The organism is Pseudomonas sp. Marseille-Q5117, from assembly GCF_946901175.1.
Classification (GTDB): Bacteria; Pseudomonadota; Gammaproteobacteria; order Pseudomonadales; family Pseudomonadaceae; genus Aquipseudomonas; species Aquipseudomonas iranensis.
The window spans coordinates 28,366-47,030 of the sequence record NZ_CAMPPP010000018.1; the positions used below are offsets into that span (position 1 = coordinate 28,366).

21 protein-coding genes are annotated in these 18,665 nt (G+C 59.1%); 10 read left to right on the top strand and 11 right to left on the bottom strand.

All coding sequences use genetic code 11. The features are described 5' to 3' along the window. The first annotated feature begins 33 nt into the window (after window positions 1-33). The 3 genes from OC605_RS23460 to OC605_RS23470 all read left to right on the top strand — a co-directional run bounded on the left by OC605_RS23460 (window position 34) and on the right by OC605_RS23470 (window position 3,379). A complete protein-coding gene (locus OC605_RS23460; protein ID WP_016775104.1) occupies window positions 34-918 on the top strand; it encodes a LysR family transcriptional regulator in 885 nt (294 codons plus the stop codon). A gap of 266 nt (window positions 919-1,184) precedes the next feature. Further along, window positions 1,185-2,726, top strand: coding sequence for a T6SS phospholipase effector Tle1-like catalytic domain-containing protein (locus OC605_RS23465; RefSeq protein WP_262139786.1), 1,542 nt, complete (start codon window positions 1,185-1,187; stop codon window positions 2,724-2,726). Then, window positions 2,726-3,379, top strand: coding sequence for a DUF2931 family protein (locus OC605_RS23470; RefSeq protein ID WP_262139787.1), 654 nt, complete (start codon window positions 2,726-2,728; stop codon window positions 3,377-3,379). The genes OC605_RS23465 and OC605_RS23470 overlap by 1 nt, the downstream gene beginning before the upstream one ends. A gap of 108 nt (window positions 3,380-3,487) precedes the next feature. On the opposite strand, the gene OC605_RS23475 is transcribed toward OC605_RS23470, so the two are convergent. From OC605_RS23475 to OC605_RS23485, 3 genes are all read right to left on the bottom strand, one after another. Further along, the gene (locus tag OC605_RS23475; protein WP_262139789.1) at window positions 3,488-4,591 is read right to left on the bottom strand and encodes a DNA alkylation repair protein; all 1,104 of its coding nucleotides are present in this window, start codon (window positions 4,589-4,591) and stop codon (window positions 3,488-3,490) included. Window positions 4,592-4,593: 2 nt separating this feature from the next. Next, window positions 4,594-5,199 carry a glutathione S-transferase gene (locus tag OC605_RS23480; RefSeq protein ID WP_262139791.1) on the bottom strand — a complete coding sequence of 202 codons (606 nt, stop codon included), beginning with the start codon at window positions 5,197-5,199 and terminating at the stop codon, window positions 4,594-4,596. Between the two features lie 61 nt (window positions 5,200-5,260). Beyond that, entirely contained in the window at window positions 5,261-6,169 is a 909-nt protein-coding gene (locus tag OC605_RS23485; protein ID WP_262139793.1) for a MurR/RpiR family transcriptional regulator, read from the bottom strand. Window positions 6,170-6,574: 405 nt separating this feature from the next. Between OC605_RS23485 and OC605_RS23490 the strand changes: the two genes are divergently transcribed. The 3 genes from OC605_RS23490 (at window position 6,575) to OC605_RS23500 (ending at window position 9,123) form a co-directional block, all read left to right on the top strand. Then, window positions 6,575-6,979, top strand: coding sequence for a TraR/DksA family transcriptional regulator (locus OC605_RS23490; protein ID WP_016775095.1), 405 nt, complete (start codon window positions 6,575-6,577; stop codon window positions 6,977-6,979). 607 nt (window positions 6,980-7,586) lie between these two features. Beyond that, on the top strand, window positions 7,587-8,810 hold the full coding sequence (locus OC605_RS23495; RefSeq protein ID WP_410056021.1) for a methyl-accepting chemotaxis protein: 1,224 nt from the start codon (window positions 7,587-7,589) through the stop codon (window positions 8,808-8,810). Between the two features lie 109 nt (window positions 8,811-8,919). Then, on the top strand, window positions 8,920-9,123 hold the full coding sequence (locus OC605_RS23500) for a hypothetical protein (protein ID WP_016775093.1): 204 nt from the start codon (window positions 8,920-8,922) through the stop codon (window positions 9,121-9,123). 6 nt (window positions 9,124-9,129) lie between these two features. Here the strand turns inward: OC605_RS23500 and OC605_RS23505 are convergent, their stop codons facing one another. Then, window positions 9,130-9,369: a DUF2789 family protein gene (locus OC605_RS23505; protein WP_016775092.1), complete on the bottom strand. Its 240-nt coding sequence runs from the start codon at window positions 9,367-9,369 to the stop codon at window positions 9,130-9,132. A gap of 50 nt (window positions 9,370-9,419) precedes the next feature. Continuing rightward, window positions 9,420-9,632 (bottom strand): hypothetical protein, encoded by a 213-nt coding sequence (locus OC605_RS23510; RefSeq protein ID WP_410056022.1) that lies wholly within the window; start codon window positions 9,630-9,632, stop codon window positions 9,420-9,422. Between the two features lie 479 nt (window positions 9,633-10,111). On the opposite strand from OC605_RS23510, the gene OC605_RS23515 reads away from it, so the two are divergent. From OC605_RS23515 to OC605_RS23530, 4 genes are all read left to right on the top strand, one after another. Further along, window positions 10,112-10,561, top strand: coding sequence for a hypothetical protein (locus tag OC605_RS23515; protein ID WP_024013252.1), 450 nt, complete (start codon window positions 10,112-10,114; stop codon window positions 10,559-10,561). Beyond that, on the top strand, window positions 10,558-10,755 hold the full coding sequence (locus OC605_RS23520) for a hypothetical protein (RefSeq protein ID WP_016775089.1): 198 nt from the start codon (window positions 10,558-10,560) through the stop codon (window positions 10,753-10,755). Before OC605_RS23515 ends, OC605_RS23520 begins: the two co-directional genes overlap by 4 nt. Before the next feature lie 125 nt (window positions 10,756-10,880). After that, window positions 10,881-11,897, top strand: coding sequence for an ABC transporter substrate-binding protein (locus OC605_RS23525; protein WP_262139801.1), 1,017 nt, complete (start codon window positions 10,881-10,883; stop codon window positions 11,895-11,897). Window positions 11,898-11,989: 92 nt separating this feature from the next. Next, window positions 11,990-12,430 carry a DUF3995 domain-containing protein gene (locus OC605_RS23530; RefSeq protein WP_133336530.1) on the top strand — a complete coding sequence of 147 codons (441 nt, stop codon included), beginning with the start codon at window positions 11,990-11,992 and terminating at the stop codon, window positions 12,428-12,430. A gap of 114 nt (window positions 12,431-12,544) precedes the next feature. Here OC605_RS23530 and OC605_RS23535 read toward each other — a convergent pair whose 3' ends face one another. From OC605_RS23535 to OC605_RS23560, 6 genes are read right to left on the bottom strand one after another with little or no spacing between them, the layout of a single operon-like run. Next, window positions 12,545-12,907: a Na+/H+ antiporter subunit G gene (locus OC605_RS23535; RefSeq protein WP_262139803.1), complete on the bottom strand. Its 363-nt coding sequence runs from the start codon at window positions 12,905-12,907 to the stop codon at window positions 12,545-12,547. After that, complete coding sequence (locus tag OC605_RS23540; protein WP_016775085.1) at window positions 12,904-13,182, bottom strand: K+/H+ antiporter subunit F; 279 nt, start codon at window positions 13,180-13,182, stop codon at window positions 12,904-12,906. Before OC605_RS23540 ends, OC605_RS23535 begins: the two co-directional genes overlap by 4 nt. After that, window positions 13,179-13,667 carry a Na+/H+ antiporter subunit E gene (locus OC605_RS23545; RefSeq protein ID WP_071172756.1) on the bottom strand — a complete coding sequence of 163 codons (489 nt, stop codon included), beginning with the start codon at window positions 13,665-13,667 and terminating at the stop codon, window positions 13,179-13,181. The genes OC605_RS23540 and OC605_RS23545 overlap by 4 nt, the downstream gene beginning before the upstream one ends. Continuing rightward, window positions 13,664-15,343, bottom strand: a complete 1,680-nt coding sequence (locus OC605_RS23550) for a monovalent cation/H+ antiporter subunit D (protein ID WP_262139806.1) — start codon at window positions 15,341-15,343, stop codon at window positions 13,664-13,666. Before OC605_RS23550 ends, OC605_RS23545 begins: the two co-directional genes overlap by 4 nt. Next, window positions 15,340-15,684 (bottom strand): Na+/H+ antiporter subunit C, encoded by a 345-nt coding sequence (locus OC605_RS23555; RefSeq protein WP_016775082.1) that lies wholly within the window; start codon window positions 15,682-15,684, stop codon window positions 15,340-15,342. Before OC605_RS23555 ends, OC605_RS23550 begins: the two co-directional genes overlap by 4 nt. Continuing rightward, complete coding sequence (locus OC605_RS23560) at window positions 15,684-18,602, bottom strand: monovalent cation/H+ antiporter subunit A (RefSeq protein ID WP_262139808.1); 2,919 nt, start codon at window positions 18,600-18,602, stop codon at window positions 15,684-15,686. The genes OC605_RS23555 and OC605_RS23560 overlap by 1 nt, the downstream gene beginning before the upstream one ends. Between the last annotated feature and the right edge of the window lie 63 nt (window positions 18,603-18,665).

The following is an 18,665-nucleotide window of genomic DNA, read 5'->3' on the forward strand; positions in this document are numbered from 1 at the left end:
GCCCGAAGTGACGATTGCTGACAAGGACCTGCCATGTTCGACTGGAACGACCTGCGCTTTTTTCTCGAGCTGCAACGCAGTGGCCGCCTGCTCACCGCCGCGCGCCGGCTCAACACCACCCACGCGACGGTGGCGCGGCATATTGAATCGATCGAGAAAAGCCTCGGCACGGCGCTGTTCGTCCAGCACGCCCAAGGCTATGAAATGACCCCGGCGGGGGAGGCGCTGCTCAAGCACGCCGAAGCGATGGAAAACGTCGCGCTGCTGGCGCAGGAAGAAATCACCCAGTCCACCGCGCCGCTGGGCAAGATCCGTGTCGGCGTCACCGAAGGCCTTGGCATCAAATTCCTCGCCAGTCGCATGATCGGTCTGTTCGAGCGCTACCCCGGGCTGGAAGTGGAACTGGTTGCCGTACCGCGCTTTGTCAGCATCCTCAACCGCGAAGCGGAAATCAGCATCCACCTCGAACGGCCATCCGCCGACATGCTGGTCACGCGCAAACTCACCGACTATCGACTCGCGTTGTATGCCAGCCAAACCTACCTCGACAACGCACCGCCGCTGCACAGCCGTGAAGACCTGGGCCGGCATGCGTGGATCGGTTACGTTGACGACCTGCTGTTCAGTCAGGAACTGATGTTCCTCAACAGCTTCTGCCGCAGCCCGCGCGTGGTGTTTCACAGCACCAGCGTCATCGCCCAACAGGAAGCGGCGCGCTCGGGGTTGGGCATCGCCGTGCTGCCGTGCTACATGGCCGCGTCCGACCCGGATCTGGTGGCACTGTTGCCGGATGAAAGCATCGAGCGCAGCTACTGGATCAGCACCCGCCGGGAGCTGCACAAATCCGTGCGGCTGCGGGTGGTCTGGGATTATGTGGTGGGGTTATGTGAGGCAGAGCAGGGCCTGTTGCGCGGTTAGCCTGATGCAACCCGTCCCCCTGTGGGAGCGAGCCTGCTCGCGAAGGCAATCTTTCAGCAACATCGATGCTGACTGACACACCGCTTTCGCGAGCAGGCTCGCTCCCACAGGGTTATTCATCGTGGCTGCTTTCACGGGTTGATACCTTTTGGGAGTGAGCCTGCTCGCACTGACGTTCCATGGCTGGCACACCGCCACGGCTTGCACCGCCCCCTCCCGGCTGTCACCCTTCTGGCCGTTCTTCAAGGATCAGAAGGAATCAAGGATTGAGTGGCTACGTTCCAAACCCGCCGAAAAACTATCGCTACGAAGAAGCCAAACCCGTCGACATACACGCCCAGCATTGGGCCGAGTATGAGAAGCATGGGAAAGAGCCTGCGCGCGAGCCCGAGAAAATCGGGATTGCGTTGAGGATCGGGGTGTTCTTTGATGGCACGGGCAACAACGCGAACAACTCAGCTGCGGGGTTGTTGTGTGGTGCTCAGCATCCGATTGCGCCTGAGGATATTCCCGTCAGTTGCCAGCCTTATATGGGTGATCCGGATAGTAGTTATGGTAACGATGTCAGCAATGTGAAGAAGCTGAGCGAACTGTATGGAGCAACACGACTCGCTGAGGGAGAAGGGCCACGAAAGAGAGCTTTCGGTATGGTCTACGTCGAAGGTATAGGTACCCGTTCAGGTGAAGAAGACAGTAAATTCGGCGCCGGTACAGGACGCGGTGAAACCGGCGTTGCAGGGCGAGTCCAATCATGTTTCGCGGTGATCGAACAGCGTATCACTGAAGTATTGGACAAAAATCCCGGTAGTGAAATTGCTTCGTTGACTTTCGACACGTTTGGCTTCAGTCGCGGTGCCGCAGCCGCCAGACATTTCGCCAACGAGATAGTGCGTGGCAAACAAGGGCCTTTAGGCGAGATTCTCCGCAGTATGTCCGATGCTCTCAGTTCGACCTTTGTTGATCAGTATCACAGCGACATCAACGTGGGCTTCATAGGGCTGTTCGACACGGTACCGTCGATTGCTGGATGGTCCAATCTGGGCAACATAAAAAGCGCAGTCGCAACGGGGGTCAAACTCTATCTCGACCGACGTTATTTCACCGACGTTGTGCAGTTGGCTGCGCGGGATGAATGCAGGGCTAACTTTGCACTCAATCGAGTAGCGATGGATCATCCGGAAATCGTCTTGCCGGGTGTGCATTCCGATGTGGGTGGAGGTTACCTTGAGGACGCTGAAGAGTGTGTTCTCGTTAGCCCAATGCAGACGCTAGAGGTCGGTACGTATACTGACCTCGCTACCACATCGATCTACCAGGATGCGATCAATCTGAGAAATCAGTGGCTAGCCAAGGGTTGGCCGCTGGAAAATCTCGAGATCGTTACGCCACCGCCATTACTGCTACCGGTCAGCCCTCAGGATCGACTTAGTCCTCGAGTCAAGCGAGTCTATGCGGCCGTCCAACTCAAGCGTCCGGTGAGTGGATTACTGTCGAGAGTGAGCCTGCGCGTGATGCATCAACTCGCCAGAGCCAAAGGCGTTCTCTTCGAAGACATTCCCGAGACGCCAGACTTTGCCGTTCCTGAAGAACTCAAGCCCATGTGTGATCGTTTTGTCTCCGGCGACTACAGCACCACGCCAGAGGAGGAGCAAATACTCAAACTCAAGTACATTCACACGTCCGCCAACTGGAACCATCCGCTTGGCAGGAGAGATGGGAGTGGCATCAGAGCTGTTTACATCAACGCCCCCACGGAAGATGCAATCCGAGTAAAGCACCCACACGTACCTGACTGGACGCTTTGGTAATGAAGTTATTTACAGCACTGCTGTGTACGCTTTTTGTGGCTGGTTGTAATGCCGACCCGCTGTCAGCAAAAAACGACCCTAAATCCCCTTGGTGGGAACTCGGTTTCACCGAACCCAACTACATGAAGGTCTGGGTTGAAGACACTGCTGTGGAAGATATAAAGGGAAAAACATTTCTGCGTACCGGTGGTGGATCGGCATCGGGCGGGCAACCTGAAGACGGCACCGAATCGGCCCGTGGTTGGGACGGAGTGGGCGCGTCCGCAAAAGCCGTGGTCGGCGCTGATCTCCCAAAAAGAATTTATGTTCGCTGGCAGTCCATCGTAGAGCCTCAAACTTATCGGGCTTGGGTAGATATACCCGAAGAAGCCAGGCAAATGATGCGGACTTCGGTCGCGCAGCGCTGCGCCAAAACACCAGACCGGCGGAGTACCTATATTTCATCGGTCTATCTGGGCCTGGCGCCTGGCGGCGTTGTGCAGGTTTGGGTCAGAGACGAGTGCCACCATCCGATCAAGGTCGCCAGAGCACAGGCAGAGATCGAGCCTTTAGGACCGAGTCAGGGTAAGAACCAAGGACGCTACGCCTATCCCGTCAGCGAAAAGTCCAAGCGCTATATCGAGAAATTCGGCATCCCGTACGGAAGTTGGTAAGCGCTGAAGCCGTGAATCGTCCACTGTGCCGCCGCGTGCAGTGTCGAAGCACGGCTGCCAGTGCACTGATCCGCTACCGGCTTTTTTGGTGAATAAACAACTCACGCCTCAAATCAAAACCTCAAACGCCGCACTCCCCAACACCTCCCCATTAACCATCACCTGCACCCCATGTCGCCCGGCAAAATGCTTGCGCGTCGTAAAATCCTTGATGACTTGATTCCGTCGCACTATCTCAGTCCCGAAACCCGCTAATCCCAGAGTCTTCAACTTGAAAACTTTCCTCGAAACCCCGCCATTTGCCTTCACATACTCAATCGCATAATCAATCACCAGCCTTTGCTCGTGCGCCACCATGGACTTCACCGTAAACGACAAAGTAATCGCTTCCCCCAACCTCACCACCGCCGGCTCGACCTGCACATCCAACAACTCAACCTCAGCCTTCGCCCCTGCGCCAATCACCGTCAGCGCGCGCACGTCGCCCTGTTTGATCAAACTGCGCAACGCATGCTTGGCAATCCAGGCCGTATGCTTGTTGTCCAGCGACCAACCTTCAATCGTGTCCAGCACCCACTCCGGATGCACTTTCGTCACGTCATTCAAATGGTTGGCCACGGACTTGCGCACGTACAAGCTCTCGTCCGCCTTCAACCGATCCAGTATCCCGGCGGCCAGCAGAGGATCAGCCTGCACCGCTTCCAGGCGAAACGACCATGGCAGGCGAGGGCGGCTGCCTTCGCTGGCTAGGCGTCGAACGTGGTGGTTTTCGTCTCGGGTCCAGTCATGCATTCGTTCCAGCGAGCGCTCGAGGTCGCTGCGCAAAAAGTAGCGGATGGCGAATTCGGAGGAGCCGAAGGTGGTGAAGTACTTCAGCGCGTCCATTGAGGTGTCGAACGCATGGGCGCCGTAGCTCGCGACGTAGTGTGGGAGGCACATGCTGACGAAGCCGCTGTTCAGCCTTGGTGCGAGTTCACGTAACACATGTAAGGAATCTTCGTAGTCCAGCGGCAGCACGGCATGCAGGCTTTCGCTGACACGCGCCATGCGTTGCATCACTGATAGTTCAGCGAGTCCGTCCCGGGCGTGTTTGAGAAACGCCTTGGCCTTGAACGCCGGGTACACCGCGCTCATTTCGTCAGCGATGTGCTGCAAGCGCTTGGCGTTGAAGATTTCCTTTAACGCCGGGGCGGCGGTGTCGGTGGAGCTCATGATCAGTTCATCGGTGTGCTGATGAACGCATCGGTGCCTTCTGCGTAGGCGGTGTACTCGGTGATACGCGGAAAGCGTGTTGCGTCGATCTGATCGGGTACGACGAGTTCGGTGAAGCTCCAGGCAACCGCCAGGCTGATGCCGGTCTGGGCGAGGGAGCCGTCGGCAGGCAAGTCACTGTGTTCAAGTTCTTTTTCCAGTGCGGTAAACGCGGCGGCGAGCTGGCCTTCGACGCGTTCAACCCACGGCTGATATTGAATGTCGGCCGGGCGCAGGTTGCGTTCGTAGTAAAGCTGCACGGCTTTTTCGCAGGCGGCGAGGCTGAGGCCGATCAGGCGCAGGGCCTGAGCGCGTTGTTTGAGATCGCTTGGCAGCAGGCTTTTGCCGCAGCTGGCTTCGAGGTAATCGAGGATGAGGGTCGAGTCCATCAGGACCACGCCGTCGTCGAGGATCAATGTGGGCGCCTTGACCACAGGGTTGATCTGCTGGAATCGTTCGAAATGGCGGAACACCGAGACCGACTCGTGTTCGAGGTCGATCCCCAGGCATTTGGCGGAGATTGCTACGCGGCGCACGTAGGGGGAGTCGAGCATGCCGATCAGTTTCATGACGCGTTCCTTCAAGTCGAACCGGTGGGAAGGCATAACCTAGCCGACCCAGAGGCAATTGTCAGTCGTCGAATCCGGCCTGCTCGTGAATTTCATCGACGTTCAAGCCCAGCCGATACGCCACTGCCACAAACAGCGCCTGGCACAAACACAGCGTTGCACTGAGCGAACGAAAGGCCAGCGCACTGCCTTCATTGACCAGCAACACGCTATTGGCAAGTTTTGCCAGTGGCGAGAGAGGGCTATCGGTGATGATCAAGGCATTGGCGTTCTGCTGCCGGGCGAAGCGCAGGCAGTCTTGGGTTTCCTTGGCGTAGGGTACAAAACTGATGGCGATGACCAGGTCGTTGGCGCGCACGCTGCGCATTTGCTCGCGATAGCTGCCGCCGACGCCGGAGACGAGATGAATGCGCTGCTGCGGGTGCTGAAGGTTGTAAACCAGATAGTCGGCGACGGCGAACGAGCGGCGGACTCCGACCACATAGATGTCGTCGGCATTGACGATGAGATCGACGGCTGTATCGAACGCCAGCTCGTCCAGTTCGCGGCCCAAGCGTTCTATGCCCGAGAGCGTTGCGTCGATGCACTCGCGGGCCAGGTCGCCGCTGTTGGCGGTCTGCGAGTTGTTGGCGATCAGGCTGCGGATGCGTTGCTGATAGTTTTGCGCTGGCGTGGTTCTGTGCGTCCAGGCCTGGCGGAACAGCGCCTGCATCTCGCTGAAGCCGCTGAACCCGAAACGTTGCGAGAAACGCACAATGGCTGACGGATGCACTTCGCACTCGCGGGCGATGTCGCTGATGCGCTCGACCATGATTCGCTCGCTCTGCTGGCTGATGTAGCTGGCGACGCGTTTGAGCTGGCGCGGCAGGGCGTCATACTCTTCGCTGATCATTTGCAGCAGGCGCTCGGCGTTGACCGGCGCGCTGGCGAAGGAAATTTCGTCTGTGGCCGGCAGAGCGGGGCGGGGCATGGGCAGCATCCTTCAGGCGAGTTGAACACGCGGTGGGCCTGATAATAGAAGGGCTGCGTAAGCTCTGCCGGGCTGAAACGATGCACCTTGCGAGAATAATCTCCGCTGTCGCTGGCGGGTTGGTTAGCCGTTTGTCTTCTATATACAGCCGCTGGACTGAATTTCTTGCTATAAACGCACTCCGATGGCCGTGTGAAGCCTGTGTCAGAGCAGTTTCCAGCTCCTGTCGGACAAATTCCCTGTATTTACAGTTGCTGAGGTCTTGATCGGGCCTTAGACTGCCGCCCCTCGTAAATTGAGTGCCGGGTGGCGTTTGCAATAAAACGATGCCTTTTCGACGGCCGACACGGTTCGCCGAAACGCTCCCTTATTCGCCTTAATGCACGTTTTTTTATAGAGATATCAATGACAAAGGACAAGTTGCTGGCTATGCCGGCAGATGACTACATGAATGCAGAGCAACACGCTTTCTTCACTGAGCTGTTGCAGAACATGAAAGTCGAAACCCACGAGCGCATTGAGCAAAATCGTATCGCCATCGAAAGCCTGGACACCCCGGCTGACCCGGCGGACGCGGCTTCGGTTGAAGAAGAGCGCACCTGGCTGGTCAACGCGATCGATCGCGACCAGCGCATGCTGCCGCAACTGGAACAAGCCCTTGAGCGCATCAAGGACGACAGCTTTGGCTGGTGCGACGACAGCGGCGAGGCCATTGGTCTGAAACGCCTGCTGATCAGCCCGACCACCAAGTACTGCATCGAAGCTCAAGAGCGTCACGAGCAGATCGACAAGCACCAGCGTCAGGCCTGATTCCATGGCGGCCCCTGAATGGGGGCGCCTGCAAGAGATCGCAGCCTTCGGCAGCTTCGACATGGAGTTGCGGGAGGCTGCGATCTTTGTTTTTGCTCGTCTGCGCTATTTCCCCCGTCGTTCCATTGACCTGCCACAGCCCCCCCGACTAACGGACCATGGATAATGGCGTTGTAGTGGCGTTTAATGCAGTCACAACAATGAGAACAAACGTGGGGTGATCAAGATGACGAGAGATGGATCTCTGGTTGCGGCGCTGCCTGCACCAGTGCTTTTGCCGAAAAAACGCTGGATCGCACCGACCCTGCAAAGCATCGCCCTGATGCTGTTGCTGGCCTGTATGGCCATGGCCGAGTGGTCGCTCTACCTCGGCATGCCGCTGGCGATACTGATTGTCTGGCTGCCGCGCCTGCGTTCGCGCAGCGCTCCTGCTGCTGTCCCGGTCGATAGTGCGAGCGAATTGTCCGCACTGACCCGCGATCTTTCCTACACCACCAGTCACAACGCACTGTCAGCCGCCGGGGTGGCGTTCTCGGTCAAGGCGCTGGCGAACAAACTCGAATCGCAACTCGACGCGGCGGCGCAGATCGTCAGCAACGCCGAAGTGATGATCGCCACCGAGCAGGCGACTTCACAGCTCAGTCGCGACGCGCTGGACGCCGCCAGCCAAGCGCATCACAGCAGCGCTGCGGGGCGCAGCGAACTGCTCGACTCGATTTCGCGCATGCAGCAACTCAGTCAGCGCGCCAATGCCAGTCGCGAATTGATCGAGGCCCTGAGTGTGCGCAGCGACGACATTCAGCGGGTGACGCTGGTGATTCAGTCGATTGCCAGCCAGACCAACCTGTTGGCGTTGAACGCTGCGATTGAAGCAGCCCGGGCCGGTGAGCATGGTCGCGGTTTCGCTGTGGTCGCCGACGAGGTGCGCGGACTGGCCGCGCGTACGGCGGCGGCCACGGGTGAGGTCGGTGAGATGGTCGCTGACATTCAGCAGCGCACCGCGCAAGTGGTTGCGCAGATTCGCGAGTTGTCGAGCGATCTGCACACCGGCGTCGAACAGGTCGAGCACACCGGTCAGCATCTTGAGAACATCGCGCGACTTGCCGCCGGAGTGGAAACCCAGGTCAGCGAAATCGCCCGTGGCGCGCAAACCAATCGCGAGCAGCTTGATGCGCTGTTCAGCGCGATTGAGCAAATGCGTAGTGATCTGGCGATCAGCGATCAGCAGACCCGCCGCCTCGCCGACGCTGCGGTGCAGATGGAAGGGCAGGCGGAAACTATCAGCGAGCGCTTGGCCGAGGTCGGCCTGGATGACTATCACCAGCGCATTTATGACTTGGCGCGCGAAGGTGCGAGCCAGATCGCGGCGCGCTTCGAGGCGGATGTTGAACAGGGGCGGATCAGCCTGGATGACCTGTTCGATCGCAGCTACCAGATGATTCCGGGCACCGAACCAGCCAAATTTCAAACCCGCTTTGATCGATACACCGATCAGGTCTTGCCGGCGATTCAAGAGCCTTTATTGGCGCGTCATGAAGGGCTGGTTTTTGCGATTGCCTGCACGCAGCAGGGTTATGTACCGACGCACAACCAGGCATTCAGCCAGCCATTGACCGGCGATGTGCAGGTCGACACGGTGTACAACCGCACCAAACGCAAATTCACTGACCGCACCGGTATCCGCTGCGGCAGCCATCAGCAACCAGTGCTGTTGCAGACTTACACGCGCGATACGGGTGAGCTGATGCATGATTTATCGGTGCCGATCATGATCAAGGGCCGACACTGGGGCGGGTTGCGTCTGGGCTATAAACCTGAGAATCCGCGCTGAGATTATTACCGTTGACGCAATGAATCTGTGCACGGCGGTTGCTGTTTCCTCTCGACGGAAAGCATTAATCTGACGACTTAGTTAGGTAGCTAATTATTTCGGAGGGCACATGCAGTGCAGGGTAGACGTGGCAGTGATGATCGGCAGCGGTGTTCCGGCCGGCTTACGCGCGATGGGGCGCAGTGTTTGCTGGGTAGTTTTGCTCAACGGTGAGCGACGCGGCACAGCCTTCGCCAGTCGCGATGAAGCGGAGGAGTGCAAGGCTGCCTGGCTCGAACAGTTGAACATCGAGCCCGGCGACAGCCTGCACTGATCGCCCTTATTTACCGCGATGCAGACGGACGTTCAGCTCATCGACGATCGGCGCTTCTTCGCCATCGGCCCGCAGCCATTCCTTGAGTAATTGCGCCTGCTGGGGTGACCAGAAGTCGGCATCGATGAGTTTAGTGTCCGGATCCAGCGGATGTGCTTCGACAAAATCATTGATCGACGCCTCATCCGAGGGCAGGCCCAGCTGTTCGAAAAGGGTGGTCAGGTTAAGCTCGGTTGGCAGTTCCATCATCTACTCCTGGGTCGGTGCCGGTGCGGCTTGTTCGTTCACTCCCCTTATCAGAGGCAGCCGCTGGCGCGGAGTTCGATTTTTGATTCAAGCGAGCGGGCGAGGGCGCAGGCTTCGTTGTGATTGCCGCGGAAACCTCTGACACGTCCCGTGGATATCTCCTTGATGTGAAAGAACGCAATGCCCGCCGGCACCACTTGAAAGTGCGGGGGGCGATGATTGTTAGAAGATGTCGGAAGGTTGTCGCGGCCGGCAACCTTCATCGTCAGAGGTGTGTTGATTCGCGCGTCGGCCGACGTGGCAAAATGAGTCAAAGTGCACATATGAAGTCCTTTTCATCAGTCGACCGGGATTTAACGGCCGTAGCGGGTAGTCGTAAGGAGCATCGCTGCTCTAGAATCGCCAGTACCTGTTGACGACCGGGCTTATCTAAAGCAATTTTTCGCCAGCGATATGTCGGAAAAGTGCTTTTTTTCGTGAGAAATTTCCCTGAAGTTCGTAGTCAGATCTTGCTCCAGTCGCACTTGAGGCTTTTTCCTTCAAGCTTTGCCGACTTCAGAGCGGGTTTCACTAATGACAATCCAGTAGTCTACGAACCTCGCGATCAAGAGCGCTTCGCTCGCTTCGGGTTTTTGAGTGATTTTGCAGTTTTCATCGGCATTGCCGTTTTTTGCCGTGCGTGTTTTCCGCTGCACGGTTTTTCAAATGTGGGGATGTTTCTTTGGCAGTCAGTAACCTCGATATGCATGCTTTGTTCGTGCTGGGTGATTTGCGTGCAAAGCTGGTCAAGCAATTTCAATCACGTTTTGTTTACATCACCGAGCAAAACGCCGAAGGCATTTACATCGCCGAAATCGATACCGAAAGTGCATTGGTAGTCGATGACAAACCGGGGCTCAAGCTCAAGGTTGGCGACCATTTCATTGCATCGGTTCTGCCCAGCCGTGAAGGCGGCAAGATGGACATTCGTTTTCGCGACATCAAACTCACGGTTTACGGCTTGGGCGACTACGCATTTGTCAGTACGGCCGACGGTCACGCGATTCTGTTCAAGGAAGGTCATAGCGTCGTCACGGTGTTCGCCGCCAATGAACAATTGCAGGAAGGCCTGACCAAAACCTTGAAAGCCGTCACCGCCAAGGCTGCCAAATGGCGCAAAGGTGAACTGATTTCCTTCAAGGCCAGCGAGTGAGCCGCGCGCACTTCCATTCGCAAAATCTCGACAGCGCACGCGAAGATGCGCAGCGCTTGTTCGCCCGCAAGGCCGAACTGCAAGGTGCCTGGCTGAGTTGGGTGGCGTCGCAGCTCTACGCATTGCAACCGGCGGCATACGCCAGCATGGTCAGACGTGAGCTGCAAAGCCTGCAGGAAAAGTCTGAAACGTAACCTCGCGCGCAGCGGACCCCGGAAAAAGCAGGAACCTCGGCTAAAGTCAGTTGACTGAGTCATTCAGAGGCTTGCGTTTCTGTCAGGCCCACTGCCATTGCTGTGAACAGCACGAGGTGCGATGCATGAACGGATTTCGACGGTTACTGGCCGCCAGCGTGGCCACCTTTGGTTTGCTGACGTCAGCGCAATCGCTGCAGGCGGCACAGACGCCGGTGCACTTTGCTGATCTGAACTGGGAAAGCGGCAGCCTGATCACCGAGGTGCTGCGGGTGATCGTCGAGAAAGGCTACGGCTTGCCGACCGATACCTTGCCGGGTACCACTATTACCCTTGAGACCGCGCTGGCCAACAATGACATCCAGGTAATTGGCGAGGAGTGGGCCGGGCGCAGTCCGGTCTGGGTCAAGGCCGAAGCCGAGGGCAAGGTCGTCGGTCTGGGCGATACGGTAAAGGGCGCCACTGAAGGCTGGTGGGTGCCGGAATACGTGATCAAGGGCGACCCGGCCAAAGGCATCAAACCGTTGGCGCCGGATCTGCGCAGCGTCACTGATCTGAAGAAATACAAGGACGTGTTCAAAGACCCGGAAAGCCCGGGCAAAGGGCGTTTTCTCAACAGCCCGATCGGCTGGACCTCGGAAGTGGTAAACAAGCAGAAGCTCACGGCGTATGGCTTGCAGGACGACTACACCAACTTCCGCAGCGGCTCGGGTGCAGCGCTGGATGCAGAGATCAGCTCTTCGATCCGTCGCGGCAAACCAGTGCTGTTCTATTACTGGTCGCCGACGCCACTGCTTGGCAAATTCAAATTGGTGCAACTGGAAGAGCCGCCGTTCGATGCCGAGGCGTGGAAGACGCTGACAGACGCCGATAATCCCAATCCGAAACCAACTCGCTCGCTGGCATCGAAACTGTCGATTGGCGTGTCTACGCCGTTTCAAAAGCAGAACCCGCAAATTGCCGAATTCTTCAGCAAGGTCGATTTTCCCATCGAGCCACTGAACAAGGCATTGGCGGAGATGAGTGACAAGCACACCGCGCCTCGTGAGGCGGCCGTCGCGTTCATGAAGGCGCATCCGGATGTGTGGCAGGCGTGGCTGCCCAAGGATGTGGCCGACAAGGTGACGGCTGATCTGAATTAACGCGGTCAATGCCGTGCACCGCCGACCGGTCGTGCACGGCCAAAAAATCCGACTACGATGGTTTGTTCAAATCCCTTTGAAGGATTTCAACCATGACCTTTGTGTTGGCTCAATGGCTGGTGACTGTGTTCGCGGCAATCGGCCTGATGCATGTGTATTGGGCGTTGGGTGGGCAATGGGCGGCTGCGGTGGTGGTGCCGCAGGTGCCGGTGTCGGGCTTCGTCGCCACGGTACGCCCGGCCTTCAAGCCCTCAGGCTGGCTGACGCTGGCAGTCGCCGCTGCGCTGCTGATAATTGCCGCGCTGGTTTGTATGCGGGTCGGCTGGGGCATGCCGGCGGTGCAGCACAAGGCACTGCAATGGGTGATCAGCGCGATCGCGTTGCTGATGTTCGCTCGGGCGATCGGTGATTCGAATCTGGTCGGATTTTTCAAGGAAGTGAAGGGTTCGCGATTTGCGCGGCTGGATACCTGGGTGTATTCGCCGTTGTGTGCGCTGTTGGGGGCAGGGTTGTTGGCAGTGGCTTGGGTTTGAGCTGATCCGGAGTTTGCGACGACCCGACTGGCCTCTTCGCGAGCAGGCTCGCTCCCACAAGGGAGGGCGCATTTCTACTGTTGCGATGGCGCCTTCACCGGCGCCACAAAATCATCAGTTACCACTTTCAGTCTGACGACTGCTCACCTCGGCCGGCACATCATCCCCGGCCATCCGCTTGCGGAACAACGCCGCCCGCGCCAGCAGCAGGGTGGTCACCGGCACGGTGATAGCCAACAGGACCGGAATCAACCAGGCATGCATCACTGGTGCGGATTTCAATGCCGAAAAGCAGATGATCGACGCCAGTGCCACACACCAGGCACCGAGTGTCGAGGCCAGCGCTGGCGGGGGCATACGCTGGAAGTAATCCTTCATGCGCAGCAATCCTGTTGCGCCCAGCAGGGTAAACACGCCGCTGAGCACCAGCAGCACCGCCACCGGAATCTCGACCCACAAAGACAATTCGGCATTCATTCGATCACCTCGCCACGCAGCAGGAATTTCGCCAGGGCAAACGAGCCGACGAAGCCGAACAGCGCGATCAGCAGCGCCGCTTCGAAGTAGGTATCACTGGCGTAACGAATGCCCAGGGTCAGCATCATCAGCATCGCGACGATATACAGGTAATCCAGCGCCAGTACCCGATCCTGAGCTGACGGGCCTTTGAACAGGCGCACCAGGGTCAGCGCCATCGCCACGCAGTACAGAAACAGCGTCAGCAGAATCGCATTCGACAGCAATGGGCTCATTCGAAAATCTCCATCAACGGTCGCTCGTAAGTGCTTTTGAAGTGCTCGATGAACTGCGCTTCGTCGTGCAGATCCCAGACGTGCAGCAACAGAACGCTGCGGTCCAGCGCCAGTTCCGACCATACGGTACCGGGCACCACGGTGCAGATCATCGCCAGTGCCGCCAGACCATGGGCATCGCGCAAGTCCAGAGGCACCTTGATAAAGCATGAGTTGGGCGGACGACGTCCGGCGTTGACTACGCCCCAGGCGACGATCAGGTTGGACATGATGACGTCGCGGCCGACCAGGAAGAACAGACGCAGGATGGCGATGGGATTGCGGATGCGCGCACGTTTCGGCCGCAATTTGCGCATCATCAGCGGCGCGGCGAAACCCAGCGCGGCACCGAGTAGCAGATTGCCCGGGCTGACGGACAGGTTCAGGGTCAGCCACAGAATCCACAGGGCCAGCGATAACCACGGAGCCGGGAACAGTCGATTCATGGCTGCACCTCTAGCATGTCGGCTCTGGCTTGCGGGCTCGGCACCGCCCGTGTGCCTAGAACTGCGAGCACATATTGCTGCGGATTGTTCAGCGCATCGGCCGTAGCCTGGGTGTAGCGCAACAGCGGTTCAGCCTTGAACGTCAGGGCAATGCTTAGCCCGAGCAGCAGGAAAATCGGCGCGCATTCGAGTTTGCGCAGCAGTGGTGACGGGCGCTCCTCCGGCGTCCAGAAGCGCTGAATGCCGAGGCGCGAGAACGCCATCAGCGAAGCCAGACCGGTCAGGATCAACAGGGCCAGCAATCCCCATGCGCCAGGAGACAGCGGCGCCGCAGTGCCAAGTCCCAACGGGTTGAGCAATGCGCCGATCAGGCTGAGCTTGCCGATGAACCCGGACAGCGGTGGCATGCCGATGATCAACAGCGCGCAGGCAATGAAGCTCAAACCGAGAAAGGCCATGGTCCAGGGGATGACTTGGCCGACCACGGCTTTCTGCTCGTCATCAAGGTTGATGCCCTTGGGCGGTTGCAGGGATTCCTGTGGACGCGGCAGCAGTTCGCTTTCGTCTTCCAGCGGAATTTCGTTGGCCGAGCGCGAGCGCTCGATCAGTTCGGCGAGCATGAACAATGCGCTCAGCGCCAGGGTCGAGCTGACCAGATAGAACAGCGCAGCGCCGATCAGGTTCGGCTGGGCGAAGCCGATCGCCGAGAGCAGGATGCCCGCCGACACCAGAATGCTCAGGCTGGCCATGCGCTCCAGGCGTTGCGCGGCGATAATCGCCAGCCCTGCGCAAGCCATGGTCGCCATGCCGCCGTAAATCAGCCAGTCGCCGCCGAAGAATGCCGAGGCGCCGGCCTGGCCGGAAAACAACAGGGTCCACAAGCGCAGCAGGGTGTAGACGCCGACCTTGGTCATGATGGCAAACATCGCCGCCACCGGCGCGCTGGCCGAGGAATAGGCCGGCACCAGCCAGAAATTCAGCGGCCACATGCCAGCCTTGGCCAGAAACGCTACCGCTAGAATCCCTGCCCCAGCGTGCAGCAAGCCACGGTCGGCTTCCGGCACCAGCGGGATCTTCATCGCCAGATCGGCCATGTTCAGCGTGCCGGTCACCCCGTAGATCAACGCAGCGCCGATCAAAAACAGTGACGATGCCAGCAGGTTGATCGAAATGTAATGCAACCCCGACGACACCCGCGCCCGGCCTGAGCCGTGCAGCAATAAACCGTAGGACGCGGCGAGCAACACTTCGAAGAACACGAACAGGTTGAACAGATCCGCGGTCAGGAACGCGCCATACAGGCCCATCAGTTGGATCTGAAACAGAGCGTGAAAGCTTGAGCCGGCGCCGTCCCAGCGGGCCATGGCAAACAGCAACGCGCTGACGCCGATAATGCCGGTCAGCACCAGCATCAGTGCCGACAGGCGATCTACCACCAGGACAATGCCAAACGGTGCCTGCCAGTTGCCCGGCAGATACACGCCGATGGAGCCGGGTACGCCGGTGGTCTGCGTCCATTGCAGCAGCATCACTGAAATGAACAGGCCGAGGAGGCTGGAGAACAAGTTGATTTTCGCCTTCAGCGGCCGATGCTTTTCGCCCAGCATCAGCATGATCGCAGCCGTCAGCAGCGGCAGCAGGATCGGTGCGGCGATCAGGTGAGTCATCGCCATCATTCTTTAGGCTCCCGGCCGTCGACGTGGTCGGTGCCGGTCAAGCCGCGCGAGGCGAGCAATACGACGAGGAACAGTGCGGTCATGGCGAAGCTGATGACGATCGCCGTCAGTACCAGCGCCTGGGGCAGCGGGTCGGTGTAATGCAGCAAGTCCTGGGTCACGCCGTCCTTGATCACCGGTTCCTTGCCGATGAACAGGCTGCCCATGCTGAAAATGAACAGGTTGACTGCATATGACAGCAGGCACAGGCCCATGACCACCTGAAAGGTTCGCGGGCGCAGGATCAGCCAGACCCCGGACGCGGCAAGAATGCCGATGGCGATTGCGATGACTTCTTCCATCAGACGGCTCCTTTGCTGGCGACGGACTTGGGCAGCGAGGCCGTCTTGTGGCCGCGCACCGATTGGTGGGCGAGGGCGGTGAGGATCAACAGCGTCGATCCCACCACCACGGCGTACACGCCGACGTCGAAGAACAGCGCACTGGCGATATGGATATCACCGAGCAACGGCACGCTGATGTGCCAGGTGTGAGTGGTCAGGAACGGATAACCGGCGAGCAGCGCACCGAGACCGGTGGCAGTGGCGAACAGCAGCCCGGTGCCCATCCAGCGCAATGGCCGCAGGCTCATTTGTGCTTCGACCCACTGCGTGCCGGCAACCATGTATTGCAGGATAAAGGCCACCGACATCACCAGCCCGGCGACAAAACCGCCGCCCGGCTGATTGTGCCCGCGCATGAACAGATAAAACGACACCACCAGCGCGACAGGCAGCAACAGGCGCACCAGTACCGCTGGGACCATCATGAAACCGAGCGCGGTGTCGCTGGCCGAACGCGGGTTGACCAGATCGGTGACCACGTCGGGCGCGAGCAGACGTTGCTGCGCCGGCAATTGCAGGCTTTCCTTCGGTGGGCGGAAGCGGCGCAGCAGGGCGAATACGGTCAGCGCCACGGCGGCCAGCACGGTGATTTCGCCGAGGGTATCGAAACCACGGAAGTCCACCAGCATCACGTTGACCACGTTGCTGCCGCCGCCCTCGGGCAGGGCGCGACTGAGGTAGAACGAGGAAATATGGTTCGGCGTCTGCCGGGTGAGCATGGCGTAGGACAGCAGCGCCATACCCGCACCGACCGCAATCGACAGCAGCAAGTCGCGCAAACGGCGAATGCGTGCCTTGCGCAGGCTGCTCGGCAGTGGCGAGACTTCTTCGATGCGGCGCGGCAACCAGCGCAGGCCGAGCAGGATCAGCACGGTGGTTACCACTTCGACCGCCAGTTGCGTCAGCGCCAGGTCGGGCGCGGAGAACCAGACGAAGGTCACGCAGGTCATCAGACCACAGACGCTGACCATCGTCAGGGCGGCGAGACGGTGATATTTCGCCTGCCACGCGGCGCCAAGCGCACAGGCGATCGCCAGCAGCCACAGGGTCACGAAGACAATCGAACCGGGGATCTTCGGCCGGTCGCCCCAGGTCAGCGTGCTGTGCAGCATCGGGATCAGACCGGCGAGCACGGCGGCCGATACCATCAGAAACAGCTGCATCTGCAAGCGCTTGGTGCCCAGGCGCCGCTCGACGCGCCGGGCGATGCGCATCATTACGACCAGACTGCGCTCGAACAAACGCTTGCCATTGAAGCGGCCCACCAGCGGCGGGTACTTGAAACGGCCCAGCTTGAACTGCTTGCGCAGCAGCAGATAGAGAAGGATGCCGCCGGACATGGCGATCAGGCTCATGATCATCGGAGCGTTCAAGCCGTGCCAGATGGCCAGGCTGTATTCCGGCAACTCCCCACCAACTACGGGCAGCGCGGCAGCGGCGAGCAGTGGCCCGACGATCTGCGCCGGGAAAATCCCCACCAGCAGACAGGTGAAGACCAGCAACTCGACTGGGGCGCGCATCCAGCGTGGCGGCTCGTGCGGCGTATGCGGCAGGTCAGTGGCGGTGGGGGCGAAGAACACGTCGACGGTGAAACGCAGGGAGTAGGCGACGCTGAACATGCCGGCGATGGTCGCGACGATCGGCAGACTGGTTTCGACCCACGCGGTGGCGTTGATGAACACGGTTTCGGCGAAGAACATTTCTTTCGACAGGAAACCGTTGAGCAGCGGCACGCCGGCCATTGAGGCGCTGGCGACCATGGCCAGCGTTGCCGTATAGGGAATCAGCTTGATCAGGCCGCTGAGTTTGCGAATGTCACGGGTACCGCTTTCGTGGTCAATGATGCCGGCGGCCATGAACAGCGAAGCTTTGAACGTCGCGTGATTGAGAATGTGAAACACCGCCGCCACCGCGGCCAGTGAACTGTTCAGGCCCAGGAGCAAAGTGATCAGGCCGAGATGGCTGATGGTCGAGTAGGCCAGCAAACCTTTGAGGTCGTTCTGGAACATCGCGCAGTACGCGCCGAGCAACAGCGTACAGGCGCCGGCTCCGCTGACGATGTAGAACCATTCCTCACTGCCGGACAGCGACGGCCACAGACGTGCCAAAAGGAAAACCCCGGCCTTGACCATGGTCGCCGAGTGCAGATAGGCCGAGACGGGCGTCGGTGCCGCCATCGCGTGGGGCAGCCAGAAGTGAAACGGGAATTGCGCGCTTTTGCTCAGCGCGCCGATCAGGATGAGTGGCAAAAGAACAGGGTAGAGGGCATGTGCGCGAATCAGATCGCCGGCGGCCAGGACCTTGTCCAGGTCATAGCTGCCGACAACATGGCCGAGAATCATGACCCCGGCCAGCAGACATAGCCCGCCAGCACCGGTGACCATCAGCGCCATATAAGCACCGCGCCGCGCATCGGCGCGGTGGTGCCAGTAGCCGATCAGCAGGAACGAGAAGAGGCTGGTCAATTCCCAGAAGAACACGATCTGAATCAGGTTGCCGGAGATCACCAGCCCGAGCATGGCGCCCATGAACGCCAGGAAAAATGCGAAAAAGCGCGGTACCGGGTCGTCCGGCGACATGTAATAACGGGCATATAAAGAGACAAGTGTGCCGATGCCCAGCACCAGCATCGAGAACAGCCAGGCGAAGCCGTCCATGCGCAGAACGAAGTTCAGCCCCAGACTCGGCAACCACATGAATTCTTCGCGGATCACGCCGCCGTAGGCGATTTGCGGGTACAGCATCGCGACCTGAACGGTACCGATCAAAGCGACCAGGCCCGCCAGCAGGGATTCGGCATTACGCGCATTGTGCGGCAGCACCGCTGCCAGACAGCTGCCAATGAACGGCAGAAGCAGTAGAACTATCAGGGACATAGGCTTCTAATCTGCGGAAGTTTGTGAAGCATCATACGTGCCAGCTCCCTGATCACCAAACGC

What these genes read in the sequence shown, in the direction of transcription:
- OC605_RS23525 (WP_262139801.1), top strand. Translation starts at nt 10,881, where the DNA reads ATGAACGGATTTCGACGGTTACTGGCCGCCAGCGTGGCCACCTTTGGT.
- OC605_RS23460 (WP_016775104.1), top strand. Translation starts at nt 34, where the DNA reads ATGTTCGACTGGAACGACCTGCGCTTTTTTCTCGAGCTGCAACGCAGT.
- OC605_RS23505 (WP_016775092.1), bottom strand. Translation starts at nt 9,369, where the DNA reads ATGGAACTGCCAACCGAGCTTAACCTGACCACCCTTTTCGAACAGCTG.
- OC605_RS23475 (WP_262139789.1), bottom strand. Translation starts at nt 4,591, where the DNA reads ATGAGCTCCACCGACACCGCCGCCCCGGCGTTAAAGGAAATCTTCAAC.
- OC605_RS23495 (WP_410056021.1), top strand. Translation starts at nt 7,587, where the DNA reads ATGATCGCCACCGAGCAGGCGACTTCACAGCTCAGTCGCGACGCGCTG.
- OC605_RS23510 (WP_410056022.1), bottom strand. Translation starts at nt 9,632, where the DNA reads ATGAAGGTTGCCGGCCGCGACAACCTTCCGACATCTTCTAACAATCAT.
- OC605_RS23480 (WP_262139791.1), bottom strand. Translation starts at nt 5,199, where the DNA reads ATGAAACTGATCGGCATGCTCGACTCCCCCTACGTGCGCCGCGTAGCA.
- OC605_RS23560 (WP_262139808.1), bottom strand. Translation starts at nt 18,602, where the DNA reads ATGTCCCTGATAGTTCTACTGCTTCTGCCGTTCATTGGCAGCTGTCTG.
- OC605_RS23490 (WP_016775095.1), top strand. Translation starts at nt 6,575, where the DNA reads ATGACAAAGGACAAGTTGCTGGCTATGCCGGCAGATGACTACATGAAT.
- OC605_RS23555 (WP_016775082.1), bottom strand. Translation starts at nt 15,684, where the DNA reads ATGGAAGAAGTCATCGCAATCGCCATCGGCATTCTTGCCGCGTCCGGG.
- OC605_RS23485 (WP_262139793.1), bottom strand. Translation starts at nt 6,169, where the DNA reads ATGCCCCGCCCCGCTCTGCCGGCCACAGACGAAATTTCCTTCGCCAGC.
- OC605_RS23515 (WP_024013252.1), top strand. Translation starts at nt 10,112, where the DNA reads ATGCATGCTTTGTTCGTGCTGGGTGATTTGCGTGCAAAGCTGGTCAAG.
- OC605_RS23500 (WP_016775093.1), top strand. Translation starts at nt 8,920, where the DNA reads ATGCAGTGCAGGGTAGACGTGGCAGTGATGATCGGCAGCGGTGTTCCG.
- OC605_RS23550 (WP_262139806.1), bottom strand. Translation starts at nt 15,343, where the DNA reads ATGATGGCGATGACTCACCTGATCGCCGCACCGATCCTGCTGCCGCTG.
- OC605_RS23470 (WP_262139787.1), top strand. Translation starts at nt 2,726, where the DNA reads ATGAAGTTATTTACAGCACTGCTGTGTACGCTTTTTGTGGCTGGTTGT.
- OC605_RS23535 (WP_262139803.1), bottom strand. Translation starts at nt 12,907, where the DNA reads ATGAATGCCGAATTGTCTTTGTGGGTCGAGATTCCGGTGGCGGTGCTG.
- OC605_RS23545 (WP_071172756.1), bottom strand. Translation starts at nt 13,667, where the DNA reads ATGAATCGACTGTTCCCGGCTCCGTGGTTATCGCTGGCCCTGTGGATT.
- OC605_RS23530 (WP_133336530.1), top strand. Translation starts at nt 11,990, where the DNA reads ATGACCTTTGTGTTGGCTCAATGGCTGGTGACTGTGTTCGCGGCAATC.
- OC605_RS23540 (WP_016775085.1), bottom strand. Translation starts at nt 13,182, where the DNA reads ATGAGCCCATTGCTGTCGAATGCGATTCTGCTGACGCTGTTTCTGTAC.